This is a genomic window from Clostridium sp., assembly GCF_036781005.1.
Taxonomy (GTDB): Bacteria; Bacillota; Clostridia; order Clostridiales; family Clostridiaceae; genus Clostridium_B.
In genome coordinates this window covers 65,625-90,140 of record NZ_DAIQBT010000006.1, presented here as the reverse complement: position 1 = coordinate 90,140, position 24,516 = coordinate 65,625, and the positions used below count along the sequence as shown (strand labels likewise).

The 24,516-nt window shown below is 28.9% G+C and carries 19 protein-coding genes; 3 read left to right on the top strand and 16 right to left on the bottom strand.

Annotation, left to right across the window (positions count from 1 at the left end; genetic code table 11):
* Positions 1-68: 68 nt before the first annotated feature.
* Together prmC and V7Q02_RS03870 are read right to left on the bottom strand one after the other, a co-directional pair.
* Positions 69-932, bottom strand: coding sequence for a peptide chain release factor N(5)-glutamine methyltransferase (gene prmC, locus V7Q02_RS03875; protein WP_333859665.1), 864 nt, complete (start codon positions 930-932; stop codon positions 69-71).
* Complete coding sequence (locus tag V7Q02_RS03870) at positions 932-1,819, bottom strand: DUF1385 domain-containing protein (RefSeq protein WP_333859706.1); 888 nt, start codon at positions 1,817-1,819, stop codon at positions 932-934. The genes prmC and V7Q02_RS03870 overlap by 1 nt, the downstream gene beginning before the upstream one ends.
* Before the next feature lie 311 nt (positions 1,820-2,130).
* Between V7Q02_RS03870 and V7Q02_RS03865 the strand changes: the two genes are divergently transcribed.
* Positions 2,131-4,131, top strand: coding sequence for a methyl-accepting chemotaxis protein (locus V7Q02_RS03865; protein WP_333859664.1), 2,001 nt, complete (start codon positions 2,131-2,133; stop codon positions 4,129-4,131).
* 125 nt (positions 4,132-4,256) lie between these two features.
* The gene (gene rpmE / locus V7Q02_RS03860) at positions 4,257-4,469 is read left to right on the top strand and encodes a 50S ribosomal protein L31 (RefSeq protein ID WP_012104031.1); all 213 of its coding nucleotides are present in this window, start codon (positions 4,257-4,259) and stop codon (positions 4,467-4,469) included.
* A 60-nt stretch (positions 4,470-4,529) separates the two neighbouring features.
* Here the strand turns inward: rpmE and rho are convergent, their stop codons facing one another.
* The 6 genes from rho to ypeB form a co-directional block, all read right to left on the bottom strand.
* The gene (gene rho / locus V7Q02_RS03855; RefSeq protein WP_373844392.1) at positions 4,530-5,957 is read right to left on the bottom strand and encodes a transcription termination factor Rho; all 1,428 of its coding nucleotides are present in this window, start codon (positions 5,955-5,957) and stop codon (positions 4,530-4,532) included.
* Between the two features lie 219 nt (positions 5,958-6,176).
* On the bottom strand, positions 6,177-6,521 hold the full coding sequence (locus V7Q02_RS03850; protein WP_333859662.1) for a hypothetical protein: 345 nt from the start codon (positions 6,519-6,521) through the stop codon (positions 6,177-6,179).
* A 237-nt stretch (positions 6,522-6,758) separates the two neighbouring features.
* The gene (locus V7Q02_RS03845; protein WP_333859661.1) at positions 6,759-8,372 is read right to left on the bottom strand and encodes a CTP synthase; all 1,614 of its coding nucleotides are present in this window, start codon (positions 8,370-8,372) and stop codon (positions 6,759-6,761) included.
* A gap of 246 nt (positions 8,373-8,618) precedes the next feature.
* On the bottom strand, positions 8,619-8,927 hold the full coding sequence (locus V7Q02_RS03840) for a ribose-5-phosphate isomerase (protein WP_333859660.1): 309 nt from the start codon (positions 8,925-8,927) through the stop codon (positions 8,619-8,621).
* Between the two features lie 122 nt (positions 8,928-9,049).
* Entirely contained in the window at positions 9,050-9,463 is a 414-nt protein-coding gene (locus V7Q02_RS03835; RefSeq protein WP_333859659.1) for a DUF1934 domain-containing protein, read from the bottom strand.
* Positions 9,464-9,933: 470 nt separating this feature from the next.
* On the bottom strand, positions 9,934-11,304 hold the full coding sequence (gene ypeB, locus V7Q02_RS03830) for a germination protein YpeB (RefSeq protein ID WP_333859657.1): 1,371 nt from the start codon (positions 11,302-11,304) through the stop codon (positions 9,934-9,936).
* A 270-nt stretch (positions 11,305-11,574) separates the two neighbouring features.
* On the opposite strand from ypeB, the gene V7Q02_RS03825 reads away from it, so the two are divergent.
* Positions 11,575-12,783: an MGDG synthase family glycosyltransferase gene (locus V7Q02_RS03825; protein WP_333859656.1), complete on the top strand. Its 1,209-nt coding sequence runs from the start codon at positions 11,575-11,577 to the stop codon at positions 12,781-12,783.
* Between the two features lie 164 nt (positions 12,784-12,947).
* Here the strand turns inward: V7Q02_RS03825 and spoIIR are convergent, their stop codons facing one another.
* The 8 genes from spoIIR to V7Q02_RS03785 all read right to left on the bottom strand — a co-directional run bounded on the left by spoIIR (position 12,948) and on the right by V7Q02_RS03785 (position 24,273).
* Complete coding sequence (gene spoIIR, locus V7Q02_RS03820; RefSeq protein ID WP_333859654.1) at positions 12,948-13,583, bottom strand: stage II sporulation protein R; 636 nt, start codon at positions 13,581-13,583, stop codon at positions 12,948-12,950.
* 65 nt (positions 13,584-13,648) lie between these two features.
* On the bottom strand, positions 13,649-15,892 hold the full coding sequence (locus tag V7Q02_RS03815; RefSeq protein WP_333859653.1) for a Ger(x)C family spore germination protein: 2,244 nt from the start codon (positions 15,890-15,892) through the stop codon (positions 13,649-13,651).
* A 51-nt stretch (positions 15,893-15,943) separates the two neighbouring features.
* A complete protein-coding gene (locus V7Q02_RS03810; RefSeq protein WP_333859652.1) occupies positions 15,944-17,401 on the bottom strand; it encodes a spore germination protein in 1,458 nt (485 codons plus the stop codon).
* Positions 17,402-17,416: 15 nt separating this feature from the next.
* Positions 17,417-17,596, bottom strand: coding sequence for a CLC_0170 family protein (locus V7Q02_RS03805; RefSeq protein ID WP_333859651.1), 180 nt, complete (start codon positions 17,594-17,596; stop codon positions 17,417-17,419).
* A 158-nt stretch (positions 17,597-17,754) separates the two neighbouring features.
* On the bottom strand, positions 17,755-18,597 hold the full coding sequence (gene ispE / locus V7Q02_RS03800; RefSeq protein WP_333859650.1) for a 4-(cytidine 5'-diphospho)-2-C-methyl-D-erythritol kinase: 843 nt from the start codon (positions 18,595-18,597) through the stop codon (positions 17,755-17,757).
* Between the two features lie 120 nt (positions 18,598-18,717).
* Entirely contained in the window at positions 18,718-21,342 is a 2,625-nt protein-coding gene (gene cphA / locus V7Q02_RS03795) for a cyanophycin synthetase (protein ID WP_333859649.1), read from the bottom strand.
* Between the two features lie 293 nt (positions 21,343-21,635).
* On the bottom strand, positions 21,636-22,436 hold the full coding sequence (locus V7Q02_RS03790; RefSeq protein ID WP_333859648.1) for a cyanophycinase: 801 nt from the start codon (positions 22,434-22,436) through the stop codon (positions 21,636-21,638).
* Positions 22,437-22,719: 283 nt separating this feature from the next.
* On the bottom strand, positions 22,720-24,273 hold the full coding sequence (locus V7Q02_RS03785) for a DUF3794 and LysM peptidoglycan-binding domain-containing protein (protein ID WP_333859647.1): 1,554 nt from the start codon (positions 24,271-24,273) through the stop codon (positions 22,720-22,722).
* Positions 24,274-24,516: the final 243 nt, after the last annotated feature.

Here is a 24,516-nt window from a genome sequence, read left to right as displayed (position 1 = left end):
TATTATATCATATCATTTTTACTTATCACAATAAATGTTGTACTCCTAAAAATAATATCACTTAAATCTTAAGAAATTACTGCTTTAATGACTCTATCTTTCCCCGCTAAATCTTTTATGCAAGTTATATCTTTAAATCCATACTTTGCAAGTATGCTTATAACGTCTTTTTTCTGTTCATGTCCTATTTCAAATATAAGCATACCACTTTCAGTCAAGACTTTTAAACTTTGTTTAACTATCTTCCTGTAAAATTCTAATCCATCTTCTCCCCCATTTAAAGCTTCATAGGGTTCATAATTTTTTACATCTTCCATTAAAGTATCTATAATACTTTCTTTTATATAAGGCGGATTACATACAATCATATTAAACTTTATTTTATTTAAAATAAAATACTCCATTAAATCACTTTTAACAACTTTTACTCTTTTATCTAACCTGTACCTTCCTACATTCTGTTCTGCCACTTCACAAGCTGTATCTGATATATCACAACATACTATATCTATATACTCCTTAAATTTAGCTAGTGATATTCCAATAGCTCCTGTGCCACAGCACAAATCACATATATTATAACACTCATTATTATCTATTTCTTCTAGGGCCTGTTCTACCAAAGTTTCAGTATCTGGTCGTGGTATTAATACTCCAGGCTTTACTATAAAATCCATTCCCATAAACTCACATTGTCCTAATATGTATTTTACAGGCATTTTTTTTTCTCTCAATTTTAAATAATAATAATATTTTTCGACTTCTTCTTCAGTAACTTTATAATCTCCATTTATAAATATAAATAATCTATCCTTATTTATAGCCTTTCCTAATAAAAGCTGAACATCTAAAATGTAACTTTCAATTTTTTTATCTTTCAAAATTTTATATCCCTGTTTTAAAAGTGTATTAACATTATAAAATTTATTCATTATAGTATTTCTCTACTTTCATCTTGTTCTCTATTTATCCCCTCTGCACCTTTTAATGCTCTTATTGCCACTTCCAATTGTTTATAATCTGGCTCCCTTGTTGTAATTTTCTGAAGCATAAGTCCTGGATAAGATATAATTTTAGATAAAAAATTATTACTTTTTCCTACCCATTTTATAAGTTCATAGGTAACTCCAGAAACTACAGGTAATAAAATTATTCTATATGAGATTCTCTCCCAAATATTTCCCCAGCCAGTTAATGAAAAGAGTATTATACTTATTATCATAACCAAAAACAAAAAATTAGTACCACATCTTGGATGGAGTCTGGTAAACTTCTGTGCATTCTCTGGTGTAAGTTCACTTGAATTTTCATAACAAAAAATAGTCTTATGTTCCGCACCATGATACTGAAAAACTCTTTTTATATCCTCCATATTCCCTATTAAGAATAAATACATAAGGAAAACAATTACTCTAATCACTCCCTCAATTACATTAAGAATTATACTATCATACACTGATAATTTTTTAAATATATTTGCTACAAAGGTAGGAAATATAAAAAACAAAAGTGTAGCAGTAACTAAGGATATAGATAAAGTTATTACCATAATTACACTTTCAGTTTTTTCTCTAAATATATTTTGAAACCACTTATCAAATTTAGATGGCTCATCATATTCCTCAAAAAAAGAAGCAGAATAATTTAACGAACGCATACCTATAATCAAAGATTCTATTAAGGATACAAATCCTCTTATAATAGGCAATCCTAAAAAAATATTTCTTTTACTGTAGGGTATACTTTCTTCCACATTAACAATAATTTCACCATTTGGTTTTCTTACAGCTGTGGCTATACCCTGTGTCCCTCTCATCATAACTCCTTCTATTAGAGCCTGTCCTCCAACAGATGTATTTTTCACTACTTACATACCTCCTTTTAAAAGCTTTTAAGTCACTAAATATATTTTAACAAAGTCATATCATATATAAAAGTAGATATTTTTACATTACTTTTCTTAAAAATCAATAAAATCAAAATATATGTGATGATTTTTCAAAAAATCAATATATAATATATTAAATTACCAAAACAGTCTCCGATATATAAATAATATCAATCATAATTGCCACACGGAATCACTTTTACAATATTTTATTTTTTATTATAACAAAAGGAGGACTTATTGTGAAAAGTATTAAAAGCAAAATAACTTTTTTAACTCTATTATTAACTATACTACTGTTACTTTGTTCATCTATAGGAAGTTATTTTATATCTAGAAATATTATTATAGATCAGTATAACAATAAAATGATTATATCTTCACAAAACTATTCAAATTTAGTAAACAGCTGGTTAGATAAGGAAACCGCTTTATTTAAACAAATTGTACAGACTATGCAAGATAATGATATTGTAGATGATAATGCCAAGTTACTTGACTATTTTAAAGAAAAACTAACATCAAATTCTAACATATCTGATGTATATATGGGACTTCCAAAGGGAAATATCTTAGATGGGGGAGGTTGGGTGCCTCCAGACAATTATGACTGTACAAAAAGATCCTGGTATAAGAATACAATAGAACAAAATAAAATATCATATATACCATATTTTGATATGTATACTAAAAAAATAGTTGTATCCATAACAATACCTGTAAAAAAAGACGGTAAACTTATAGGAGTAATGGCAGAAGATTTAAAAATGGATGTTATTACAGAAGTAATCGAAAAAGCATCTCCTGTTGAAAATAGCTATGGTTATCTGTTAAATGAAGAGAACAATGTGCTTGTTCATCCATATAAGGAACTTAAACCTTCTGGGGAAACACTTAAAAATTTAAATACTTTCAGCGGTGGAAAATATATTGAAATTGCAAATAAAAATAATAAATTGGTATCCTTAAAAGATTATGATGGTATAGATAAATATTTTTTATCTTCTAAAGTTAAAATATCTAACTGGACTGTTGGATTTGCAGTACCTAAAAGTGAATTTACTAAAAAATTAAGTTCACTCATAATTTTAAATTCAATTATCTTTATCGCATGTATAATTGCTGCTGTTATAGTTTCTAGATATATTTCAAACATTATATCTAACCCTATAAAAAACATAAGATATGTTATATCTGAAATAGAAAAGCTAAATTTTAAATATGATAAAAATGAATTAAATGATACAATTAAAAACAAAGATGAACTGGGCAGGATAGCTGCAGATATAAAATCTCTATCAAATACTTTAATTACCGTAATTCAAGATATTAAAAACAGTTCTAACAATATATCTACTCATTCGTCCAGTATAGCCACTTCATTATATGAAACATCCAAATCAATAGATGAGGTTTCAAAAACCACAGAAGAAATGGCCAAAGGCTCCATTATCCAAGTAACCAAGGCTAGTGATGGGGTAAATAAACTGGAGGATTTAGCCTATGAAATTAAAGATGTGTCAAATGCTGTTGAAAAAGTTAAAGATTATTTTTATACTACTAAAGATGCAACTTCTCGTGGAGTAAAAACTATAAACATGTTAAACTCAAAATTAAAAGACAATAACAAAGCTTCCAATCAGGTATCGAAAAGTATGAATAATTTAACACAAAAATCCCAATCTATAGGTGAAATAGTAAGTACCATAACATCTGTATCAGAGCAAACTAACCTCCTAGCATTAAATGCTGCTATTGAAGCTGCCAGAGCTGGAGAAGCCGGAAGAGGATTTTCTGTAGTAGCAGATCAGGTAAGAGCTCTTTCAGAGCAAACTAAACAAGCTATAGATAAAATTTCAAAGGTAATAAAAGAAATACAAGATGAAATAGAAATGGCACAAAAAAATGTTATTGATTCTAATAAAATTAATGCCGAAGTAAATGAAAATATGGAACAATCCAATAAGTTATTTTTGATGATTGAAAACTCTATAAAGGATATGTTAACAAATGTAAATATACTGACTAAAAAAATTAATCAAGTAGAATCAAATAAAAATTCAGTCATACAAGTTATAAAGAATATATCTGATATTTCACAGGAGTCTTCTGCTGGGAGCCAACAATTGGCCGCTTCAGTAGAAGAGCAGAATAACTCTATAGAAAATATAAGCGAAAATATGCAGGAACTTAAAAATATCCATGTTGAATTAAATAATATAGTAAATAGATTTAATTTATAACTTGAATATAGTTTCTAATATTAGCAGTATTGCGCAAAACTAAAATTTGACTTAATTTTAGGGATATGTTATAATACAGAGGTTAAAATTTAAAGTTCTCTTTAAACTTGAAAGAGGTGAATATTATGAAAAAAGGCATACATCCAGAATACTATCATGATTCGGTAGTCAAGTGTGCATGTGGAAACACTTTTACAACTGGTTCAACACAAAAAGAATTAAAAGTGGAAATATGCTCTAAGTGCCATCCTTTCTTTACTGGTAAACAAAAATTAGTAGATGCTGGTGGAAGAGTTGATAGATTCTTGAAGAAATTCAATTTAAAAAATGAAGAATAAGGTTCCTTAAACTTTACTTATAAACCTGTCTTTTAAAAGACAGGTTTTTATCTTTCTTATTTATTTTGCATATTTTCCCATATCCATTTTATTTGCAATATTAATAAGCTGCATATTATTCTTGGTTTTTGACATTAAACTTATTAACTGTTCTAAAATATTCTGATTATTATTTTCATCATATAATACTTTTCTTATATTGAAAGCAGTCTCCCTTTCTGCTCTATTTTCAAAAAGCAAATCATCTCTTCTTGTACCTGATTTATATACATTTATAGCAGGGAATATTCTTCTTTCCTGGAGTTTTCTATCCAGATGGACTTCCATATTACCCGTTCCCTTAAATTCTTCAAATATCATGTCGTCCATTCTACTGCCTGTTTCAATAAGGGCAGTGGCAAGTATAGTGAGACTTCCCCCTTCTTCTATATTTCTAGCTGCACCAAAAAATTTTTTAGGCATTACAAGTGCTCCAGGATCTAACCCTCCTGAAAGAGTTCTCCCCGTTGGAGTTATAGTCAAATTATAAGCTCGTGAAAGCCTGGTAATACTATCTAAAAGTATTACTACATCCTGTCCTTGTTCTACCATTCGTTTTGTTCTCTCAAGTACCATATATGCTACTTTAGTGTGATGTTCTGGTTCTTCATCAAAAGTTGAATAGATTACTTCTCCATTTATAGATCTTTGCATATCTGTAACTTCTTCTGGTCTTTCATCTATAAGTACAACTATAAGTTTTATTTCTGGATGATTTTTTGAAATACTTTGGGCTATTTTTTTTAGAAGAGTAGTTTTACCTGCTTTAGGAGGGGCAACTATAATTCCTCTCTGACCTTTTCCTATAGGTGAGATTATGTCCATAAGTCTAGTGGATAAATCTGAACTGTTAGTTTCTAGCCTTAGTCTCTTATTGGGATATATCGGGGTGAGAGTTTCAAAAGGTTTTCTTCCTACTGCTCTTTCCGGATTTTCTCCATTTACTCTTTCAACATATAATAGTGCTTTAAATTTTTCTCCTTCTTTTGGAGTTCTAACCTTTCCACAGACCTCATCTCCAGTCTTTAAGTTAAATCTTCTTATTTGTGAAGGAGATACGTATATATCATCAGGACCTGTTAAATAATTTTTTCCCCTTAAAAACCCATAATTATTATTTTCAATTATCTCAAGTACTCCCCTTGCACTATCTGATTCACTTATCATTTCCTTAAGTTTCTCTTTCTTTTCACCACAGTTTATTTTTGATTCTTCTACTTTGGTTTCTTGCAATTTCACCTCATCTAATCTTAAAGTATGTTCTGCTTCTTTAAATTTCCCTGTTGATTCATTTTTGGGACTTATCTTTTCCCGCAGAATAACCCCATCTTTTTTTATGTGCGCTGGAGAAACTTTTTTTATTTCTTCAATTAATTCAACTTTCTTATATCTTGATATGTTTTTTATTTGTAAAGCCTTGGCAACTTCTCTTAACTCAGTAACTGTCATGTCATTTATATCTTTATCCTTCAAAAGGTAACACCTCACAATTATTTAAATTCAAATCATACTATAATTAAATTAGGGAATACTAAAAATAAATTTTGAATACATGCATGAATATATTTAATCAACTAAAAAGATTTTATACAGAAAGGATACTTTTAACATACATTATACCCCTTTTTTTTAGTTTAATCCATATTTTTTGCATAAATAATAAAAAAATTATATCATTGCATATATTCTAGTATTAACTTTATTATATTTTACAATTTCCTTTTCTATAATTTCACAATTACCTACATATAATATAGGTAATCCTAATACATCACATCCTCCAATTATCATGCCCTTTCTAATAAGTTCACGTATGCTATATTTATAATGATGTATACTTTCACAGAATATACATTTTACTCTTAAAGACAATATTTTATTATTTAAAAAGCTCACATCTAAGGAAGTAAAATCTTTATTAATTTTATTTAGATTAAAAAGAGAAAAACTTTTAAAAGCATAATTTCCCTCTAAGGTTTTTATGGCAATACCCATATTGGTTTCAAATATCATAAAACTCACCTCCTAAATTATATCTGGAACTTTTTATAAAACAATATGATAATCATTTAAACAACCGTTTATATATTTAATTTCTATAAATATCATCAAAATCCTTCATAAAATTCTCCATATAAACTATAATCATATTATTTTTTTCGACAAAATACTATATAATTACAGTATGACCCCTAAAAACAAACAACCAGCCCAAGTACATTAATGTGGCCAGTTGTTTACTCTTAGATATTAATCAAATTTATACTTATTATTTAAAGATGCTTTTATAAAATCTCTAAATAAGGGATGAGGTCTATTAGGTCTTGATTTTAATTCTGGATGAAATTGCACACCTACAAACCATGGATGTTCCTTTATTTCTATAATCTCTACTAACTTTGAATCAGGACTTGTTCCTGAAAGCACTAAACCTTTTTCTATTAATTCATCCCTATAAACATTATTAAACTCATATCTATGCCTATGTCTTTCATATACAACATCTTCTCCGTAAGCTTTAAAAGAAATACTGCCTTTTAAAAGTTTGCAGGGATATTTCCCAAGTCTCATAGTACCTCCCTTTTCATCTACATCCTTCTGATCCGGCATTAAATCTATAACAGGATATTTGGTTTCAGGATTTATCTCTGAACTATGAGCCCCTTCGTATTGAAGTACATTCCTGGCAAATTCTATTAAAGCACATTGCATCCCAAGGCATATACCAAAAAAAGGAATTTTGTTTTTTCTTGCCCAACCTGCTGTTAATATTTTACCTTCTATTCCTCTATCACCAAAACCTCCCGGAATCAGTACTCCATCTATACCTTTTAAACATTCTTCTATATTATCTTTTGTTATATCTTCAGAATTGAACCATTTTATATTTACATTTGCATCATTGGCATATCCTCCATGGCTCAATGCTTCCACTACAGATATGTATGCATCATGAAGTTCTACATATTTTCCTACTAAAGCTATATTAACATTTTTAGCTAATTTTTTTATTTTATCTACCATACTAATCCATTCAGCATTATCTATTTCATCACATTGCAATTTCAACTTTTTACATACCAGATTATCCAATCCTTCTTCATGAAGCATTAATGGAACTTCATACAAATTTTCTGCATCCAAATTTTGTATTACCGAATCTCTTTCCACATTACAGAATAACCCTATTTTTTCTTTTAAGTCCTCGGAAATCAATTTCTCTGAACGACATACTATTATGTCTGGTTGTATGCCTATACTTCTTAATTCTTTAACCGAATGCTGGGTAGGCTTGGTTTTTAATTCTCCTGATTTTTTTAAATAAGGTACTAATGTAACATGTATGAAACATACATTTTCAACACCAACATCATATTTTATCTGTCTTATAGCTTCTAAGAAAGGTAATGATTCTATATCTCCCACAGTACCTCCAATCTCTGTTATAACTACATCTATGTCTTTTTCTTCTGCAACTTTATATACTCTCGATTTTATTTCATTTGTTATATGGGGAATTACTTGAACCGTACTCCCTAAATAGTCTCCTTTTCTCTCCTTTGATATAACTGACCAGTATATTTTTCCTGTAGTAATATTGTTGTTTTTACTTAAACTTTCATCTATAAATCTTTCATAATGCCCTAAATCCAGGTCTGTTTCTGCTCCGTCATCTGTAACAAAAACTTCTCCATGTTGATACGGACTCATAGTCCCTGGATCTATATTTATGTATGGATCAAATTTCTGAATTGAAACCTTCAATCCCCTATTTTTTAATAATCTCCCTAATGAGGCAGCTGTTATCCCTTTGCCTAATGAAGATACTACTCCCCCGGTTACAAATATATATTTTGTATTCATAAAAATCCCTGCTTTTAAAAGCAGCGTCACCCCCTACATTTTTATCATAATAATTTATCATAGTAAGCTTTTAATTACATAATTCAAAATTAAATTTTGAAAACAATTGACAAAATATTTAATTAGTCTTATAATTAAAAGTACCCTTATAATACGAATAGTATGTTTTTTATAAAAAACATACTTAATATAATATCATATTTTTTGTTTATATTCTAGTTTTTTTATTTTTTATTAGAAAATTATTTATTTTACTTTGTTTAATATTTCTTCTGCCTCAAAATACATTTCTCTTATATGTTTATTTAATAACAATTTTTCTTCTGCTTTTCTTACATTACTTCTTATATTATCCTTATTTAATAGAGGGAAATCTTTCTTAATCAAATCCAAATCGCAACATTTATATTTTTTAATAAGTAAAAAATATAAATGTTTACAGGATCTATCTTTTAATATTTGGAACAAATCCTCCTTATCTAAACCTTTATATTCACACAATATATTGATTATTCTATAATATACTTTTTCCTTATTCGTAAAATATTTTTTCATATTCATTCTCCTTTTAATCTTACCTCAAGGTTCACATTGACAATACTTTAATATAATAGTGGTCTAATATTTAATTAATTGCCAAATATTAATATTTTTAATCATAAATAAACACAGGAAGTTTAATCCTGCGTTTTTATATTTATCTTTAATTGTGTATCTTGAGGGACTTGTCCTGCAGCACTCATACTATAATTGACAAAAACATCTCCCCCTGTTTCATTTATATTTATATTTAATTTACTAGTTTCTATCTTTAATTCTATTGTACCATAAGGTGTCTTGTAAATTGAACTGCTTCTTTTATCTTTGTTAAAATCCATTTTAGTACTAGTACTTCCCATTCTTATAAGGCAAAATTTATCATCCTTTATTCTTAATGTAGTAGTAGTTCCCTCCATCCCAGAAAGTTCAGTTTCTTCATAAACAGCATAATAAGAATCATCTTTTCTATAAAAATTACCCGGAGTAACAACTTCTATAATTTCATTATCAATTTGCTTACTGGATACAGATATAATAGCCTTTTTTTTCATAATATACTTATATTTTACTAAGGTATAAATACTATACTGCATATTTAAAATTACATATGAAACTGACTCTTAGTAAACCTATAAGACTTTTCACCTTCCTTTCATAAAAATACCTTTTGTAATCTCCAACTTATCCAAACGCTACCATTGCTAACGCCCCCATCTTCTTCAAAGTGGGGGATAAGCACTGCTACGCCCCTAGATAAGTTCTTCCCCTAAAGGATATGTATTCTAAGTGCTAAATACACTAAGAATACTGTTAATAAAGTTCACATTACGATGCATATTCCTTCTGAGCCTAAAAATCACTTGATAAGCCTTTTTAATTTCAGTAGTTAATATCTATTAATACGGTATCTTAATTATACCAAAGTAATTTTCATATTTAAAATACATTTTAAAAAATCACACTCATTTGTAATATAGCGTGAGCAACCTACGCTATATTACAAATGAGTGTGATTTAATACTTATATAGTAAGCTGACCATTTGGAGTATTAATTATTTGAATTATCCTTTCTTCATATCCAGTTTCTGCATTTATATAAACTTTAAAATCATCATCATTATAGTTACCAGAAAACTCATAGCATAATACTTCCTTATTAGCATCTGTAGGAATTACAACAATCCTTTTATTAGATACATTCAGTCTGCTTCCCACCTTTTCTTTAGCCTTTTCATAACTTATTTTAAGATTAGATATTTTTCTCACATCTTCATGTGCCACCAAATATTTTTCTGACTCCACACCTATAATCTCTCCATTATCTAAAGCTATTTTTAACTTTATCTGATCTGGATACATAATAATTCCATCCTGACTATATACATAATTTACGACTGCTACATTACCGTATTTTAAAGAATATGTAGAATTCATATTATGATACCCTAAACCATCTAAATATTTCAACCCAATATCTACTGCTTTTGTAACATTTATTGAACTATTATTTATACTTCTATCATTTATCAAATAAACTATTTTTCCTCCATTTTTACTTATTTCACAAACCACTCTATCTTCTTTTCTAGTTCTACCTTTAAGTGCTGCTGTAAATCTATAGGTTTTTATATCCGTCTTTCCATTAACCTCTGACACTTCAAGATTTTCTATTTTACTTTTTCCTATGACTTCCCTCGCTATTCTCTCCGCCTCACTCTTTGATATTTCTTTCTGTGAATTAACTTTAGGCGTTATTTCAAGTACATTATCTGAAAATGGTCCATCATAAATTAACGCAGGATACTGAACTATTTGTTTTTGTATTCCTTCAAATTGGTCAGATATGGATGTTGTATTACTTTTTGCAAGGACTCCAGTAATTTTTTTTCTTATTTCTCCCCAACCTACTTTTCCTTGATTTATATTATCTGATACAGATTTCAATTGGTTCTCTAAAACAACAGCTTCCTTTTTTAATTCTTCTATATTTTTATAATCTTCATCAGTCAATTGGTTACCTTCTGTAGAAGATTTAGCTAAACTATAGCAGAAATCTCCAGTTTGAGTTAAAAATTTACTGGTATCAGATATTGTTGGCTGTGACACCGGCAACGAATGCAACTTATCACTTGCTACAGTAGAATGTCTGAATATTTCTTCAAAAACAGCTATCTTTTGTTCCTTTGAGCCCACTATAGCGGCTTTGGTTAAATTCACCCTTATATTTTCAACTGCATCTATCAATTCATACATACTTTTACCATATTCACCTTGCAAATAATTTCTATAATCATTTCTCTCAAGAGTCATTAAAACTGCAAAAGTACTTGAGAATACTACAATAAGTGTTACCAATGCAGTATATATTATTCTCTTTTTAGTAGTTCTCATAGATTTACACCTCTTTCTTACAAGTATTTTTGTAGCAATTATAATAAAAACTAATATATCTACTGTTAGTCTATATGTTATATTATCTGCATTTATATAATTGTTATGTATTATTGATTAATATATACATATACGCTAATACTACTATTGTATTTAACCTTTACTAGTATTCTTTATTATTAATTTTTTCTTAAATGTTCGTTAAACTAGTTTATTATTTTTGTCACATTCTATATAATAAAATTACACATTGAATCAGAAGGTGATTAAATGAAGGTTTTAATTCTTTCAATTTCTGCTGGTGGTGGTCACGGCACTGCTGCAGAAGCTCTAAAAGATTACATAGTTTTAAGAGCACCACAATCAGAAATACAGATTATAGATACTCTTAAATACATAAATCCTATAATAGACAAAGTCGTAATAGGAGGATATTTAAAATCTTTGAAGGTGTATCCTGATTTATACGGGAAATTATATACATATTCGGAATATGACTATAAAATTACAAGTGTTATAAGCTCAAGACTTATTGAAGCCATGACTTGTAAGTTACTTCCGCTTATTAATGATTTTAATCCGGATATATTAATATCCACTCATTCCTTCTCTGCTGAAATGTTATCAGTACTAAAATCAAAATATAATATGACTATACCTTGTATGTGTATAATTACTGACTATTATCCTCATAATTCCTGGCTTCATCCTTATTTAGATGCCTATGTAGTTTCTAATAAAGACATGATTGATAAAATGGTATCAAAAAATATTCCAGAAGACACCATTTATAGCTTGGGCATACCTGTTAAACCTGAATTCAGCATAAATTATTGTAAGGAAGATATTTTAAAAGGTTTACATCTGTCTCCATCGAAATTCACCATATTAATAATGGGTGGAAGTTTAGGTATGGGAAAGATATTAAACATATATAAACAACTAAATAAAGTTACTGCAGATATTCAAATAATAATAATAACAGGTAAAAATAAAAAGCTTTACTCAGAACTTTTCAAAATTAAAGAAAATTCTTTAAAGAATACAATAATTATAGGTTTTACCCAACATGTAAATAAATATATGCAGGCCAGTAATCTTCTTTTGACTAAACCCGGAGGACTTACTATCACTGAAGCTTTGATATCTAAAATACCTATAGGCCTTCTTTCTCCTATACCTGGTCAGGAAGAAAAAAATGCAGAATTTTTACTGAAACATAACCTTGCTGTAGATTTAACTGATATAGAAAAATTCAAAAAAAATATTGAGGATTTGTTAAATTCTAAAGATATCCTCAATACTATGAGTGAAAACTGTTATAAATTTTCTAAACCTTATGCTAGTAGCGACATATTTAATTTAATTGATAAACTTATACAAAAAAAATCTATTGAACCTTATTTTTCAAACACAAAAAAATCTATGTTAAAAGTTACATTAAAACATTTTCTAAATGCGGAGAAAAATATTTTCTAAAAATTGTGTTAAAAATATTTTATAATACGTAATATTTAATTAAGCAGCATGTTCTATATATAAATTTTCATTTAAATTAATAATCTATTTTAAATTTAGAATTAAGAGTAACTATGTGAAACCATAAACAATGAATTATAACTCTTAATTCTAGAATTAAATTTTCATATTCCCATACTTTTTAATAATTCTAATATTTTAAACTTAACCTTTATATTATCCTTATTATTTATATTCAAGGTATTATTATTAATCATATCATATTCTTCTGGTGTTAAAACTTTCTTCATTTCATCTGATACTTTTTTATAAGATACTTGTCCTTTTGTAATGTCCACAAAACACAAAGGAGGAAACATAACACACCACCAATTCTGACCTTTTCCATTACCTATAATTATCCTATAAGCTTCATAGGTACCCTGTGGAAGAGTTATGTTACCATAACTCTTTATAGGAAAATTAACCTGAGACAAACTTCCTTTAACTTCATAATCATATCCTTGTTCTTTTATTACTTTATTTGCTACATTTAATATACTTTCATTATTCTCTTTTATAACTTTTCTGGAATCATCTATATTTTTACAATTTTTTAATTTCGGTGTCATATATTTCAATACTTCATCTCTAACTTTTAATTTAAGATTCTGATCATATTCTAAATCACTATTCGCTATAACATGAAACCTTATGATTTTAGAGGCCACATCACTTTGTATATTGCTACTCTTTACATTAATCAAATAAGAACATATAATACATATACTTATAATAAATACTAATACAAATTTCTTCATAGATTATACCCCCATTTCCAATCTTATATTAGTAATTATTACCATATATTTCTTTTATATTCATGTTATTTCACTGTACCAATTCTTCTTATTTTCGTATTTACATTTACATCTACAACCGCATTTTTATATATTTCCTCCCAGTTATTTTTAATTTGTTTCCACATATAGGGGTGATATTTTTCAATATATTCTTTAAATCCTACAGGATCAATTTCTAGATCCCTTTGGGTAAATTTTATTACTTGTTCACATTCTTTTGATATAACCTCATTAAAATTGTTCTCAATATAATTTAATTTATATACAGATAAAAAATTATTGTTAGTATAATAATTTTTTATCTGTCCTTCTATATCTAAATCTATATAAAATAATAATTTTCCTTTACTTTGGCTCATTCTCATTTTTTTCATTATATTATCCATTTTTATATCTACAGGATGATTATCTATATATATCATCCTTTTACCACTCTTTAAATTACCTCTTAGTAACTCTATATCAGCAGTTTCTACTTCATTCAAACTTCCTTTTTGCTTAAAATCTTTGATTGCAGTTGTACCTGCAACCTTTATATTCTTATTATCATCATCAATAACAATCCTAGGCAATATACTATTTCCGTTTTCACTCATTTGAATTAAAAAATCATTTAAAGTAACAGGTACGATCTCACTGCCTTTAGCATCATTCTCTATTAACCCCAATATATAGTTTTCTACACTGTTTTCTACTGAAGTCTTAAATTCCACATACTTCTGTGAACTTCCCTGTGAAGTAACTATATACATATTTCTGTTTAAAGAAGGTTCTCTCTGAAGATAATCAATAACCTCTTTTACCACATCAGGATACATCATCAAATTTTGTCCTAATACTAGTAATTTTGTATGACTAAACCTCACAGTTCTACTACTTTTAAGCATGGCTTTACTTATTGCATCCTGTATTGAATATGAATCCACATCTATATATTTATCTTCAGATATGCCACCCTTATCCGGCCCTAATTTACTCAGATCAGGAGTTCCAAAAGTAACATGAAGCTTTTTTAATTCTATATCTGTTGGTTTAATGTTCTTAGATTCTTTTCTTTTTCCTATATCCTCCCCTGCATCTATTCCTACTACAGAAACTAAATCAGTATTTTCTATTTCAACTTTATCCCAGCATCCAGTTAAAAGTACACAAATTAAAAGTAGAGAAATCACCTTTCCCCTATGAAACCTTTTTTTAAATTTTCCCGACAAAAGTATAATTATAGGAAGTATAACTAAACTATATAAAAATAATACAGGTATAAATCTATCTCCCATATTATATACTTCTGCTATATTTTGCGGATATAGGGATATTATATATACAATAGGAGCTATTATGGCAGATGAAAGCTTTATATCATCCAATCTAAATATATCCTTTACTATATCTGAAGATAAATAATATACATTGGAAAAAGTAGTAAAATAAAATATAATCCAAATAGCCATTATTATGCCTTCCCATCGCTCTATGAAAGCACCTTTTATATTTATAGAATTTATCATGGTTATTGTAGGCCATAATAATATTTTCGTCTGTTCTTTAGAAAAAATAGCTAGAGAAAAAATAATAATTATAACATAAAATAAGGTTATAAACACAATACTCTTTAAAACTGTCTTGCCTATATTCGATTTATTTTTTACAAAAGGTCCTATTAAATATATTATTTCCATACCAGCAAAACTGTATGTGGAAATTTTTAATGCATCTAGATAATTGTAAATACTGCTATTAAATACAGGTAGAATATTAGTAAAATCGGTTTTATTCAAAGCACACAATAAAACCAGTATTACAGGTATAAACATTATCCAAAAACAAACTTCATTAAATTTTATCAAAGTTCCCAATTCATTTCTTACAAGATAAATTCCTGTGAATATAGTTATGATTATTAAAAATTCTGTAGGAGTTCTTTCAAGCAAATACATTTTTATAACCTCTGCAAATATCCTCATACCCAAAGATATAGAAAATATACTGTATAAAACAAAAATAAGAGCTAAAATGCCTCCTAATATCTTGCCAAAATTTTTTTCAAGTATAATGTTAAATTTATTATATTCATTGACTTTTATGCTTTTATAGCAAATGTAAAATATGAAATAAATTACTATTCCACCTATTATAGCTACAATCCATCCATCAGTACCTATTTTACTTGCTAATTGCCTTGGATAGGAGAATATTCCCACTCCTACAATAGTTGCTATAATGGTACTAAATACACCAAATTCCTTTATAAAATTCTCATGCTGCATCTAATATATCCCCCTCCTTTTTCAATTTAAAGTCTGTATGATTAAATTTTTCTACCTTTGTCTTACTTTATCTTGAGTATTCATATACTTGGGTCTTCTTTTTAAAAAATTAATAGGAACTCTTATATACATATCTTTAAAGTCATTGGTATTTTCATTTACCATTGGAGATAAATAGGATACTCCAAAACTTTTAAGTCTAACTAGATGTATTAAAGTAACTATAAGTCCAATCATAATTCCATAGAATCCTGCTATGGCAGCAAGAATTATAAGTAAAAATCTAATGATTCTAAATGCCGAAGTCATTTCATAATTAGGGGTGGTAAAGCTAGTTATGGCAGTAATAGAAACTATAATTATCATTATAGGGCTCACTATTCCAGCTTGAACTGCAGCCTGCCCTATAATTAACCCCCCTACTATGCCGGTAGTGGCACCTATGGCTTTAGGTAATCTGGCTATAGATTCCAACAACAATGCCAAGCTGACCTCCATAATTATAGCTTCAATAAATGCAGGGAATGGAACTCCTTCTCTGGAAGCTGCAATAAAATAGGCTAATTTAGTAGGTATTATTCCTGTATGAAAAGAAGTAACTGCTACATAAAGAGAAGGCATTATAAGTGAAATTATAATAGCTATGAACCGTATTATCCTTATAGTTGATCCATATATCCATCTTTGATAATAATCATCCGGTGACTGAAATAAATTTGCCATAGTGGTAGGTACTATAATGGCAAAGGGAGAATTATCTACTAATACTGCAATTCTCCCCTCATATAATGCAGAAGATACCACATCAGGTCTTTCAGTACTTTGAACCTGTGGAAAAAGAGACCACTTGTTATCTTCTATAAGCTGTTCTATGTATCCACTATCTAAAATTGCATCTATATTTATATTGTCTAGTCTTTTCATAAGCTCTTCTAATACCTTGCTATCAACTATATCATCTACATACATCACTACCAAATCAGTCTTAGATCTAACTCCTAAAGGTTTAGATACTATTTTAAGTCTGGTATCCCTTATTCTTCTTCTTATTAAGGCTGTATTAAACCTGATAGTTTCTGTGAATCCATCTCTAGATCCCCTTAAAACAGTTTCTCCTGAAGGTTCTGTAATTCCTCTTGCAGGCCACAGTCTTGTTGAAAGTATATAAAAACTCTTCAATCCTTCAAGTAACATCAGGGTATCCCCTGATAATATTAGATCTATTCCTTTTTTGAAATCTTCTAATTCTTTTACATCAGATATAGCTATCAATTTATTCTTTATACCATCTGCACATTTCACATAGCGCGCTCTAGTCATTAATCCCCTTAATAAATCACTTAAAAGCATTTTATCTGCCATTCCATCTATATATGCCAAAGCACATTTAATATCTCCTATATAAAACTCTCTGAAAACCACGTCTGAATTATCTTTAAATAATTCTTTCAAGTAATTTATATTTTTGTCTACCTGGGGATATATAAAATTCCTTACTTCTTCTTTCACAGTAACCACTTCCTTTTAAAAAGAATATATAGAAAGAATATATATTGTTGCTGAAAATACTACAAAAACTATTCCAATTACTTTAGACTTTAGTGCTGTTTTTTCTAATTTGTCTCTTTTAAACTTTTTAGGATCGATAAATATGAGAAAAACTCCCTGTACTATCATAAGTATAAAAAAGTATTTATTAAACAAGTGAATCAGGTTCACACTTTTTCCTTCTTTCCTTCATTATTTAAAACATTATTTAAGAATAATCTTAAATTATTCTTTACCTATTAAAAGCTATTTATACACAAAAAACTGCTGACAACACAATTGCCAACAGTAAATTAATCCATATTATTAAATATTTATATAGTTCTTGTAATAAATACCTGTTTATACTTAATTTTCATTTTATCATAACATATTTGTGCCTTTAACATATCATCAAAAAAAGCAAATATACTTGGACCACTTCCACTCATCAAAGCACCTAATGCTCCAAAATTAATTAACTCATTTTTTATTTTCCTTAATAGAGGATGTTTTTTTAAAGTTACATTTTCCAATACATTTTTCATATTTTTGCTCACTTTTAACAAGGAATCTGAATTTATTGCATTTATTAACATATCTGTATTGGGGTGAACTTTTATCTTATTTATATCTAAACTTTTATATACCTCTGCAGTACTTACACCAAAGTATGGCTTAACTAATACTAATATATGATTTTTGAAAGGAGAAATAGATGTAACCCTTTCCCCTATCCCCTGACATAAAGCAGTTCCCCCTATCATACAATAAGGTACATCTGCACCTATGTTTGTTCCTAACTTAATTACATCTCTATATTCTAATTCAGGCATGTATATATCTCTCATAACTTTCAATACTGCAGCTGCATCTGAACTTCCTCCTGCAAGTCCAGCTGCTACAGGTATATTTTTAGTTATATTTATACTCACTCCACTTTTTATACCATAGTTACTTACAAATAACTTCACTGCCTTATATGCTAAATTTCTTTCATCACAAGGTATATATTCCTTATTACATCTTACTTCTATTCCTTTTTCAATAGGAATTATATTTAAAATATCATATAAATCTATGGTCTGCATTATCATTTTTAAAAGATGATATCCATCTTCTCTTTTTCCTATTACATCCAACGAAAGGTTTATTTTGGCATAGGCTTTTATTAACATAACATTATTACTCCTTTTAGACATTTCACCTTAATATAATTTAATAAACAAGTACTAAAATAGTATAATACTATTTTAAAATTAAAGCTATACTTTTATCTGCAAAGTATAGCTTTTCTCCTATATCATAGCTATGGAATTCAATTTTTTATTTATTTCATCCAATTTATTTTGTAACAATTTTATCAAAGATTCCATTTCCTCAAAAAATATTATTATAAAATCTCCCTCTTTGGCGGTATTTATGGCCCTTTCCAATGCCATTTTTTCATTTAATATAGTCTCAACTTTTTTTGTACTAAAACCTGTGTTTATTATACCTTTCTTTAAAATAGAAGCTATAGCACCTGACCTTCTGCCTCTTTTATCTTTATCTTCTTTAATGTATATATAATCAAAGTTTCTTCCTGCAATTCTTCCAATCTTTTCTACGCTCTCATCACTTCTATCTCCTGGTACTCCAATTATTCCAACTAACCTTTTATATTTAAAATTTTTAACCGCCTTTATTACTGCCTTGTATCCTTCCACATTATGACCATAATCCAAAACCACCTTTACTCCATTTAAATCATATATATTAAACCTTCCAGGATTAAAAGAAGTATCACAATAAAAACTTTTCAAACCTTCTTTTATTACAGAATAATCTATGTTAAGACCAATTGCAGCTGCACAAGCAGCCATAGCATTTTCTATATTATAAACTAATTTTCCATTTAAGGATACCTTTATATCTTCTGTAGGTATAATAGGTATACTTTCATTTCCTTTCTCTAAGTACATAATAGATTCATGAACATATACGCCATACCCTCCCTTATTTATATTTTCTCTAAGAATCACATTATTCTTATCTTTTGAAAACATTATAATACAACTTTTCATCCTTTTAATTATACTTTTACTTACTAAATCATCCGCATTTAAAACTACATATCCTTCTTTCTTCACAGCCTCTCCCACTAGAGCTTTTACATATGCTAAATCCTCCAGACTATCTATTCCATCCATACCCAGATGATCTTCAGTTATATTGGTTATTACTCCTACATCAGCTAAGTCATAGGCAATACCTTTTTTTATTATGCCACCTCTTGCAGTTTCAAGTACCGCTGCTTCTACTTTGTTATTTTCCAAAACAGTTTTAGCACTTAAATATCCTGTAGTATCTCCCCTGCATATACACTTATTATCTATATATATTCCTCCCGTAGTAGTCATTCCTACTTTATACCCTGCTTTACTTAAAATATGAGCAATAAGCCTAGTAGTAGTTGTCTTACCGTTGGTTCCTGTAACCGAAACTAAAGGTATAGATTTAAATTTAGGAAACATCATATCCAGTATTGCCCCTGCTACATTTCTACTGTTACCTTTTCCTGGATAATGGTGCATTCTAATACCTGGAGCTGCATTTACTTCTATTATAGCCCCACCACCCTGAAATAAAGGTTTGCTAATATCACTACAACAAATATCTATACCACATATATCCAATCCAATAGCATTTGCTGCTCTTTCACAGATATCTATATTTTCTTTACATATAGAATCTGTGTAATCTATTGACTTTCCTCCTGTAGATAAATTCCCATTTTCTCTTAACGTAAGTTTTTTATTCTTTGGCAGAATACTACTTAAAGTATAATTATTTTTATTTATATACGTTTTTAACTCCTCATCTATTTTTATTCTAGTCAAAGGCTTTTCATGGCCTTCTCCCCTCATAGCATCCTTATTTATGTCTTCTATCAACTCCATTACAGTTTTTACTCCATCTCCTATAACATATGGGGGTATTCTTTCAGATACGGCTATTACACTTCCGTTAACCACACACACTCTAAAATCTTTGCCATATATGTTCTTTTCAATCATTATATCTTTAAACTTTTGAGACAATATATTGTACGCTTCAAGTGCTTGCTTTTCATTTTGTATGTTTACAAATACTCCCTTGCCTTGATTTCCATAGCAGGGTTTTAAAACTACAGGATATCCTATCTCTTTGGCTTTTACAAATAATTCTAACGAATTCTTTATTCTTCCACCCATTGCTACGGGTAAACATTGATTTTTCAATATTTCCTTAGTTAACATTTTGTCACAAGATATATCTACACCCACAGCTTTCGTAGTACAGGATATGGTAGCTTCTATTATTTTACTATATTTACCATATCCCAATCTAAACATACTTTCGTTTCCTATTCGAGTTACGGGTATTCCTCTTTTTTTAGCCTCTGACAGTATACATAACGTACTAGAACCTATTCTTTCATATTTCAATACATCTTCTAAATGACACATGGCCTCCTTAAAATTATACTCCGTTCTTTTTATAAAGGAATTTATTAAATTAACAGCTATTTTTCCAGCCTCTACTGCCGTATTTTTATATAAATATTCATATATTATATAATACTTATCTCCTCTTATCTCTCTTGACTTCCCATAGGATACATTTATCCCTAATTTATTTTCCAAAGCAATTATTATGTGCTCACAGACATGAGACAAATAAGTCCCTTCCATCAATCTCTTTTTAAATCCCTGTGCTTCGTTTATACCACACCTATGTTCCTCCAATTCCGGTATGCCCCTTAATAATTTTTCATTGAATTCTGGTATTTTATTGGTTGGAGTTTCACTATATCCTTCCAAATCTACAGATATTTTTATGCACCTTTTATGAGCAAATATATTTCTTCCCTCAAAAACTATAAAATCATCTATTCTCATTTTTGTGTATAGTGCCCGTTACGTAAACAACTCAATTTTTAAATTTTCATAAAAACCTGTTTACTTCCCCCTTCACAGTGTCCGATTTAACACACAATGGCTCTATCGTCTGGTCTGACACTCCAAGGGCTTAAAATCCCGTTCAATTCACAGTATATCAGCATAGGTTCATATGCTATTTACTGATTTAACGGTTTTTTCAGACTCCTCCTTTATATATTATTTGACCTTTTATCAATATATATAATTTAACTTTTTATCAACAACCTATCTGATGTAAATCCATAAAAATATTATGAAGGTAATTTAGTTGTGAGATTAAATTCATTTCCTTGCTTAAGTACATGTACTTTTACATTGAATATAGATAATATTTCATCTGGATATTGTTCTGATACGTTACTGTAACTTATATCAGAACCATCTATCACATATACTGCTCCAGAACCTATCACTTGAAACTTTCCATTATCTTTAACTATGATGGCGGTATCCTCATCTATACCAACACCCAGACTTTGAGGATTTTCTGCTATCCCTACTAAAAGTCTGCCTATTCTTCCTCTTTGTGCAAAATGCTGATCAATAATTACTCCTTTTATAAGTCCCAATCCAGGAGCCATCTTTAAAGTACATTTCTTCGGTGATTCATCATCAGGCCCTGTTATTATCATAGTATCACTCATAATAGAAGCTCCTGCAGAAGTTCCAACAAAAGTACATCCATTTTCATATAATTCTTGAATTTTCAAATATAATGGTGTTCCACCTATGAGACTTGTTATCCTAAGCTGATCCCCTCCTGTGAAAAATATCAATGAAGCATTTTCTAGGGTCTTTATGCTGTTTATATCAAAAGCCCCTTTTCTATCTATTATATTTAATATTCTTATATTTTTTATTCCAAGCTGTGTAAATATTTTACAATACTCATTGCCAAGTTCCTCAGGTATTTGAGATGCAATAGTGGCAATTACAAGTATATCTCTGTCTTTTGTCAATTTATTGCAAACTTCTTTTAATATTTTTTTATCACCAGTTTTATCCTCTGCGCCTCCTATTATTATTAAATTTCCTTCCAATTTTTCTTCCAAAACTATACACCTTCTTTTGTGGATATCCTATATTTTTTCCACATTCTTAATTATTATGCTCAGTATATATAAAATAAAAACTTCAGCAGATTAACTACTGAAGCATAATTTTCTTAAAATATCAAGTGATTTTTAGGTTCAGGTGGAGTTTGCATATAAGGAATACTCATCATAATCTGAACCTTAAAGAATTTATCCAGAAGCGTAGCAGTGATTATCCCCCATTTTCAAGAAGATGGGGGGTTAGCAATGGTAGCCTTCGGATAAATCAAATTTTTTTCAATTATATTATAGCTCTTCCAGGTATAATAAGTTTTCCTCCTACTTTTATAATATCCGGATCCTCTATATTGTTTAATTTTATCAAATTTTCTATAGTGGTATAATACTTTTTTGCTATTTTCCACAAAGTATCATCCTGCTGGATTACATATATAGTCAAACTAGACTTCTTAGCAGGGAACTCTCCTTCAATAGCTTCTATATCTACTAAAAATTCTTTTCTGGTAATATAATTCACCCTTGCATAAACTTCAACTACTGCCTTTATAGCTATGGTATCTATTTCTATACTCGCTTCTATATTTTCTAAAAATATCTTGGACATACATTGCATATCAATTTTACTATCAGGTATATCTACGCTACAACTAAACGGTATTTCATCACAAATCTTATTTATCTGATTATCCGAGTCCTTATATAATACTTTTACATTTAAAACTCCTTCAACGATGACTTTATCTTCTACTATTTTTTTATCCGTAATACAAACATCTCCATAACACATAAGTATCTCTATAGGAGTAGACTTAACCTCTAGTTCTATATTTGACTTAATTATACTAGGAACAGTGTTCTGTCCATGCACTACATTTAATCCGTAATCCTTTCTATCCATTTGCATAAGATTAGATGGTGAATAGGCATCCTCTATTATATCAATATCTTCTTTATACATAACTTTAGCATTAGCTGTTACAAGAGCTTCTACTTCAATAATTCTATTTTCTCCTAAATCATCTTCTCTAATATCCCGTTCCACTTCACTTACATTAAAGTCAATATAGCTTTCCATAGAAGGAAGTGCTCCCTCTAGTGGAAGTTCTTTGTTTACAAGCACATCTTTCTCCACACATGCAATATCCTTAGTATCTTTTCCTCTATAAAGAAATCTTATAAGAACATAAGCTTCTATGGCTACCCTATCTTCCAGTATTGTTATGTTTTTTTTATGCACATTTACATCATATTGCAATATACTTCCCACCTGTGGTTTATCCATAGATACTGGTATCTCAGCTTTTGCCACTAAATCCCCTGAAACCGTTCCTACTATTTTATCTATAGTAGCAGGATTTTTTAACATCTGTACATTTTCAGAACCTGTAATATCTTTTATAACTTCAAAATTATACTTTTTATATACCTCTGCCTTTAATTTTATAATTCCTTCAATAGACACTTTTCTTTCATTTATAGCTGTGCAATTCATATGCTCCACATAACAATTAGAATCACAAGACATTACATGTTCTGCTCCTGGCATTTCCACATAGTTAGAAAAATTCCCAGCATAAATAACACTATGAATACCCATATCCTCATCTTCCTTAGCACGATAAAGTATGGTATATTCAACTTTTCCCTCCAAAAATACTTTATCCTCCATTACTTCTTTATTAGTTATAACAGGTCTTGCCTCAAGAATTAATATATCTGTTACATCAGGGTGAGTATCTGGTATTACATATTCTTCTTTTATAATGGTATCAGAGAAATTTTCAGCCAGCATCTGTTCACATTCTATATTTTCCTTAACAAAATCTATATCCATATTTATTTACCTCCCCATAAGGCCTACTACTTATATATATAAATTGAAATTAAAAAATATGCTAACATTATGAATAATTTTATACTGACCATTAATATTGACATTTATAAAGTTTTGACGTAATATTAAATTGGTTGTTAACCATATAACCTCTCATAAATTCTCAATACCCTTTTATACCATAGAAGAAAGATGGAAACTTGCCATCTTTCTTCTTACCCTATAATATATTTATATCTTAAT

Excerpts from the sequence above, each read along its gene's own strand:
- rho (WP_373844392.1), bottom strand. The coding sequence starts at position 5,957 with ATGACAGTTACTGAGTTAAGAGAAGTTGCCAAGGCTTTACAAATAAAA.
- V7Q02_RS03870 (WP_333859706.1), bottom strand. The coding sequence starts at position 1,819 with ATGATGAGAGGGACACAGGGTATAGCCACAGCTGTAAGAAAACCAAAT.
- rpmE (WP_012104031.1), top strand. The coding sequence starts at position 4,257 with ATGAAAAAAGGCATACATCCAGAATACTATCATGATTCGGTAGTCAAG.
- V7Q02_RS03815 (WP_333859653.1), bottom strand. The coding sequence starts at position 15,892 with ATGCAGCATGAGAATTTTATAAAGGAATTTGGTGTATTTAGTACCATT.
- V7Q02_RS03785 (WP_333859647.1), bottom strand. The coding sequence starts at position 24,273 with ATGGATATAGATTTTGTTAAGGAAAATATAGAATGTGAACAGATGCTG.
- V7Q02_RS03825 (WP_333859656.1), top strand. The coding sequence starts at position 11,575 with ATGAAGGTTTTAATTCTTTCAATTTCTGCTGGTGGTGGTCACGGCACT.
- ispE (WP_333859650.1), bottom strand. The coding sequence starts at position 18,597 with ATGTTAATAAAAGCCTATGCCAAAATAAACCTTTCGTTGGATGTAATA.
- V7Q02_RS03840 (WP_333859660.1), bottom strand. The coding sequence starts at position 8,927 with ATGAAAAAATATTTTACGAATAAGGAAAAAGTATATTATAGAATAATC.
- spoIIR (WP_333859654.1), bottom strand. The coding sequence starts at position 13,583 with ATGAAGAAATTTGTATTAGTATTTATTATAAGTATATGTATTATATGT.
- V7Q02_RS03845 (WP_333859661.1), bottom strand. The coding sequence starts at position 8,372 with ATGAATACAAAATATATATTTGTAACCGGGGGAGTAGTATCTTCATTA.
- V7Q02_RS03835 (WP_333859659.1), bottom strand. The coding sequence starts at position 9,463 with ATGAAAAAAAAGGCTATTATATCTGTATCCAGTAAGCAAATTGATAAT.
- V7Q02_RS03850 (WP_333859662.1), bottom strand. The coding sequence starts at position 6,521 with ATGATATTTGAAACCAATATGGGTATTGCCATAAAAACCTTAGAGGGA.
- cphA (WP_333859649.1), bottom strand. The coding sequence starts at position 21,342 with ATGAGAATAGATGATTTTATAGTTTTTGAGGGAAGAAATATATTTGCT.
- prmC (WP_333859665.1), bottom strand. The coding sequence starts at position 932 with ATGAATAAATTTTATAATGTTAATACACTTTTAAAACAGGGATATAAA.
- ypeB (WP_333859657.1), bottom strand. The coding sequence starts at position 11,304 with ATGAGAACTACTAAAAAGAGAATAATATATACTGCATTGGTAACACTT.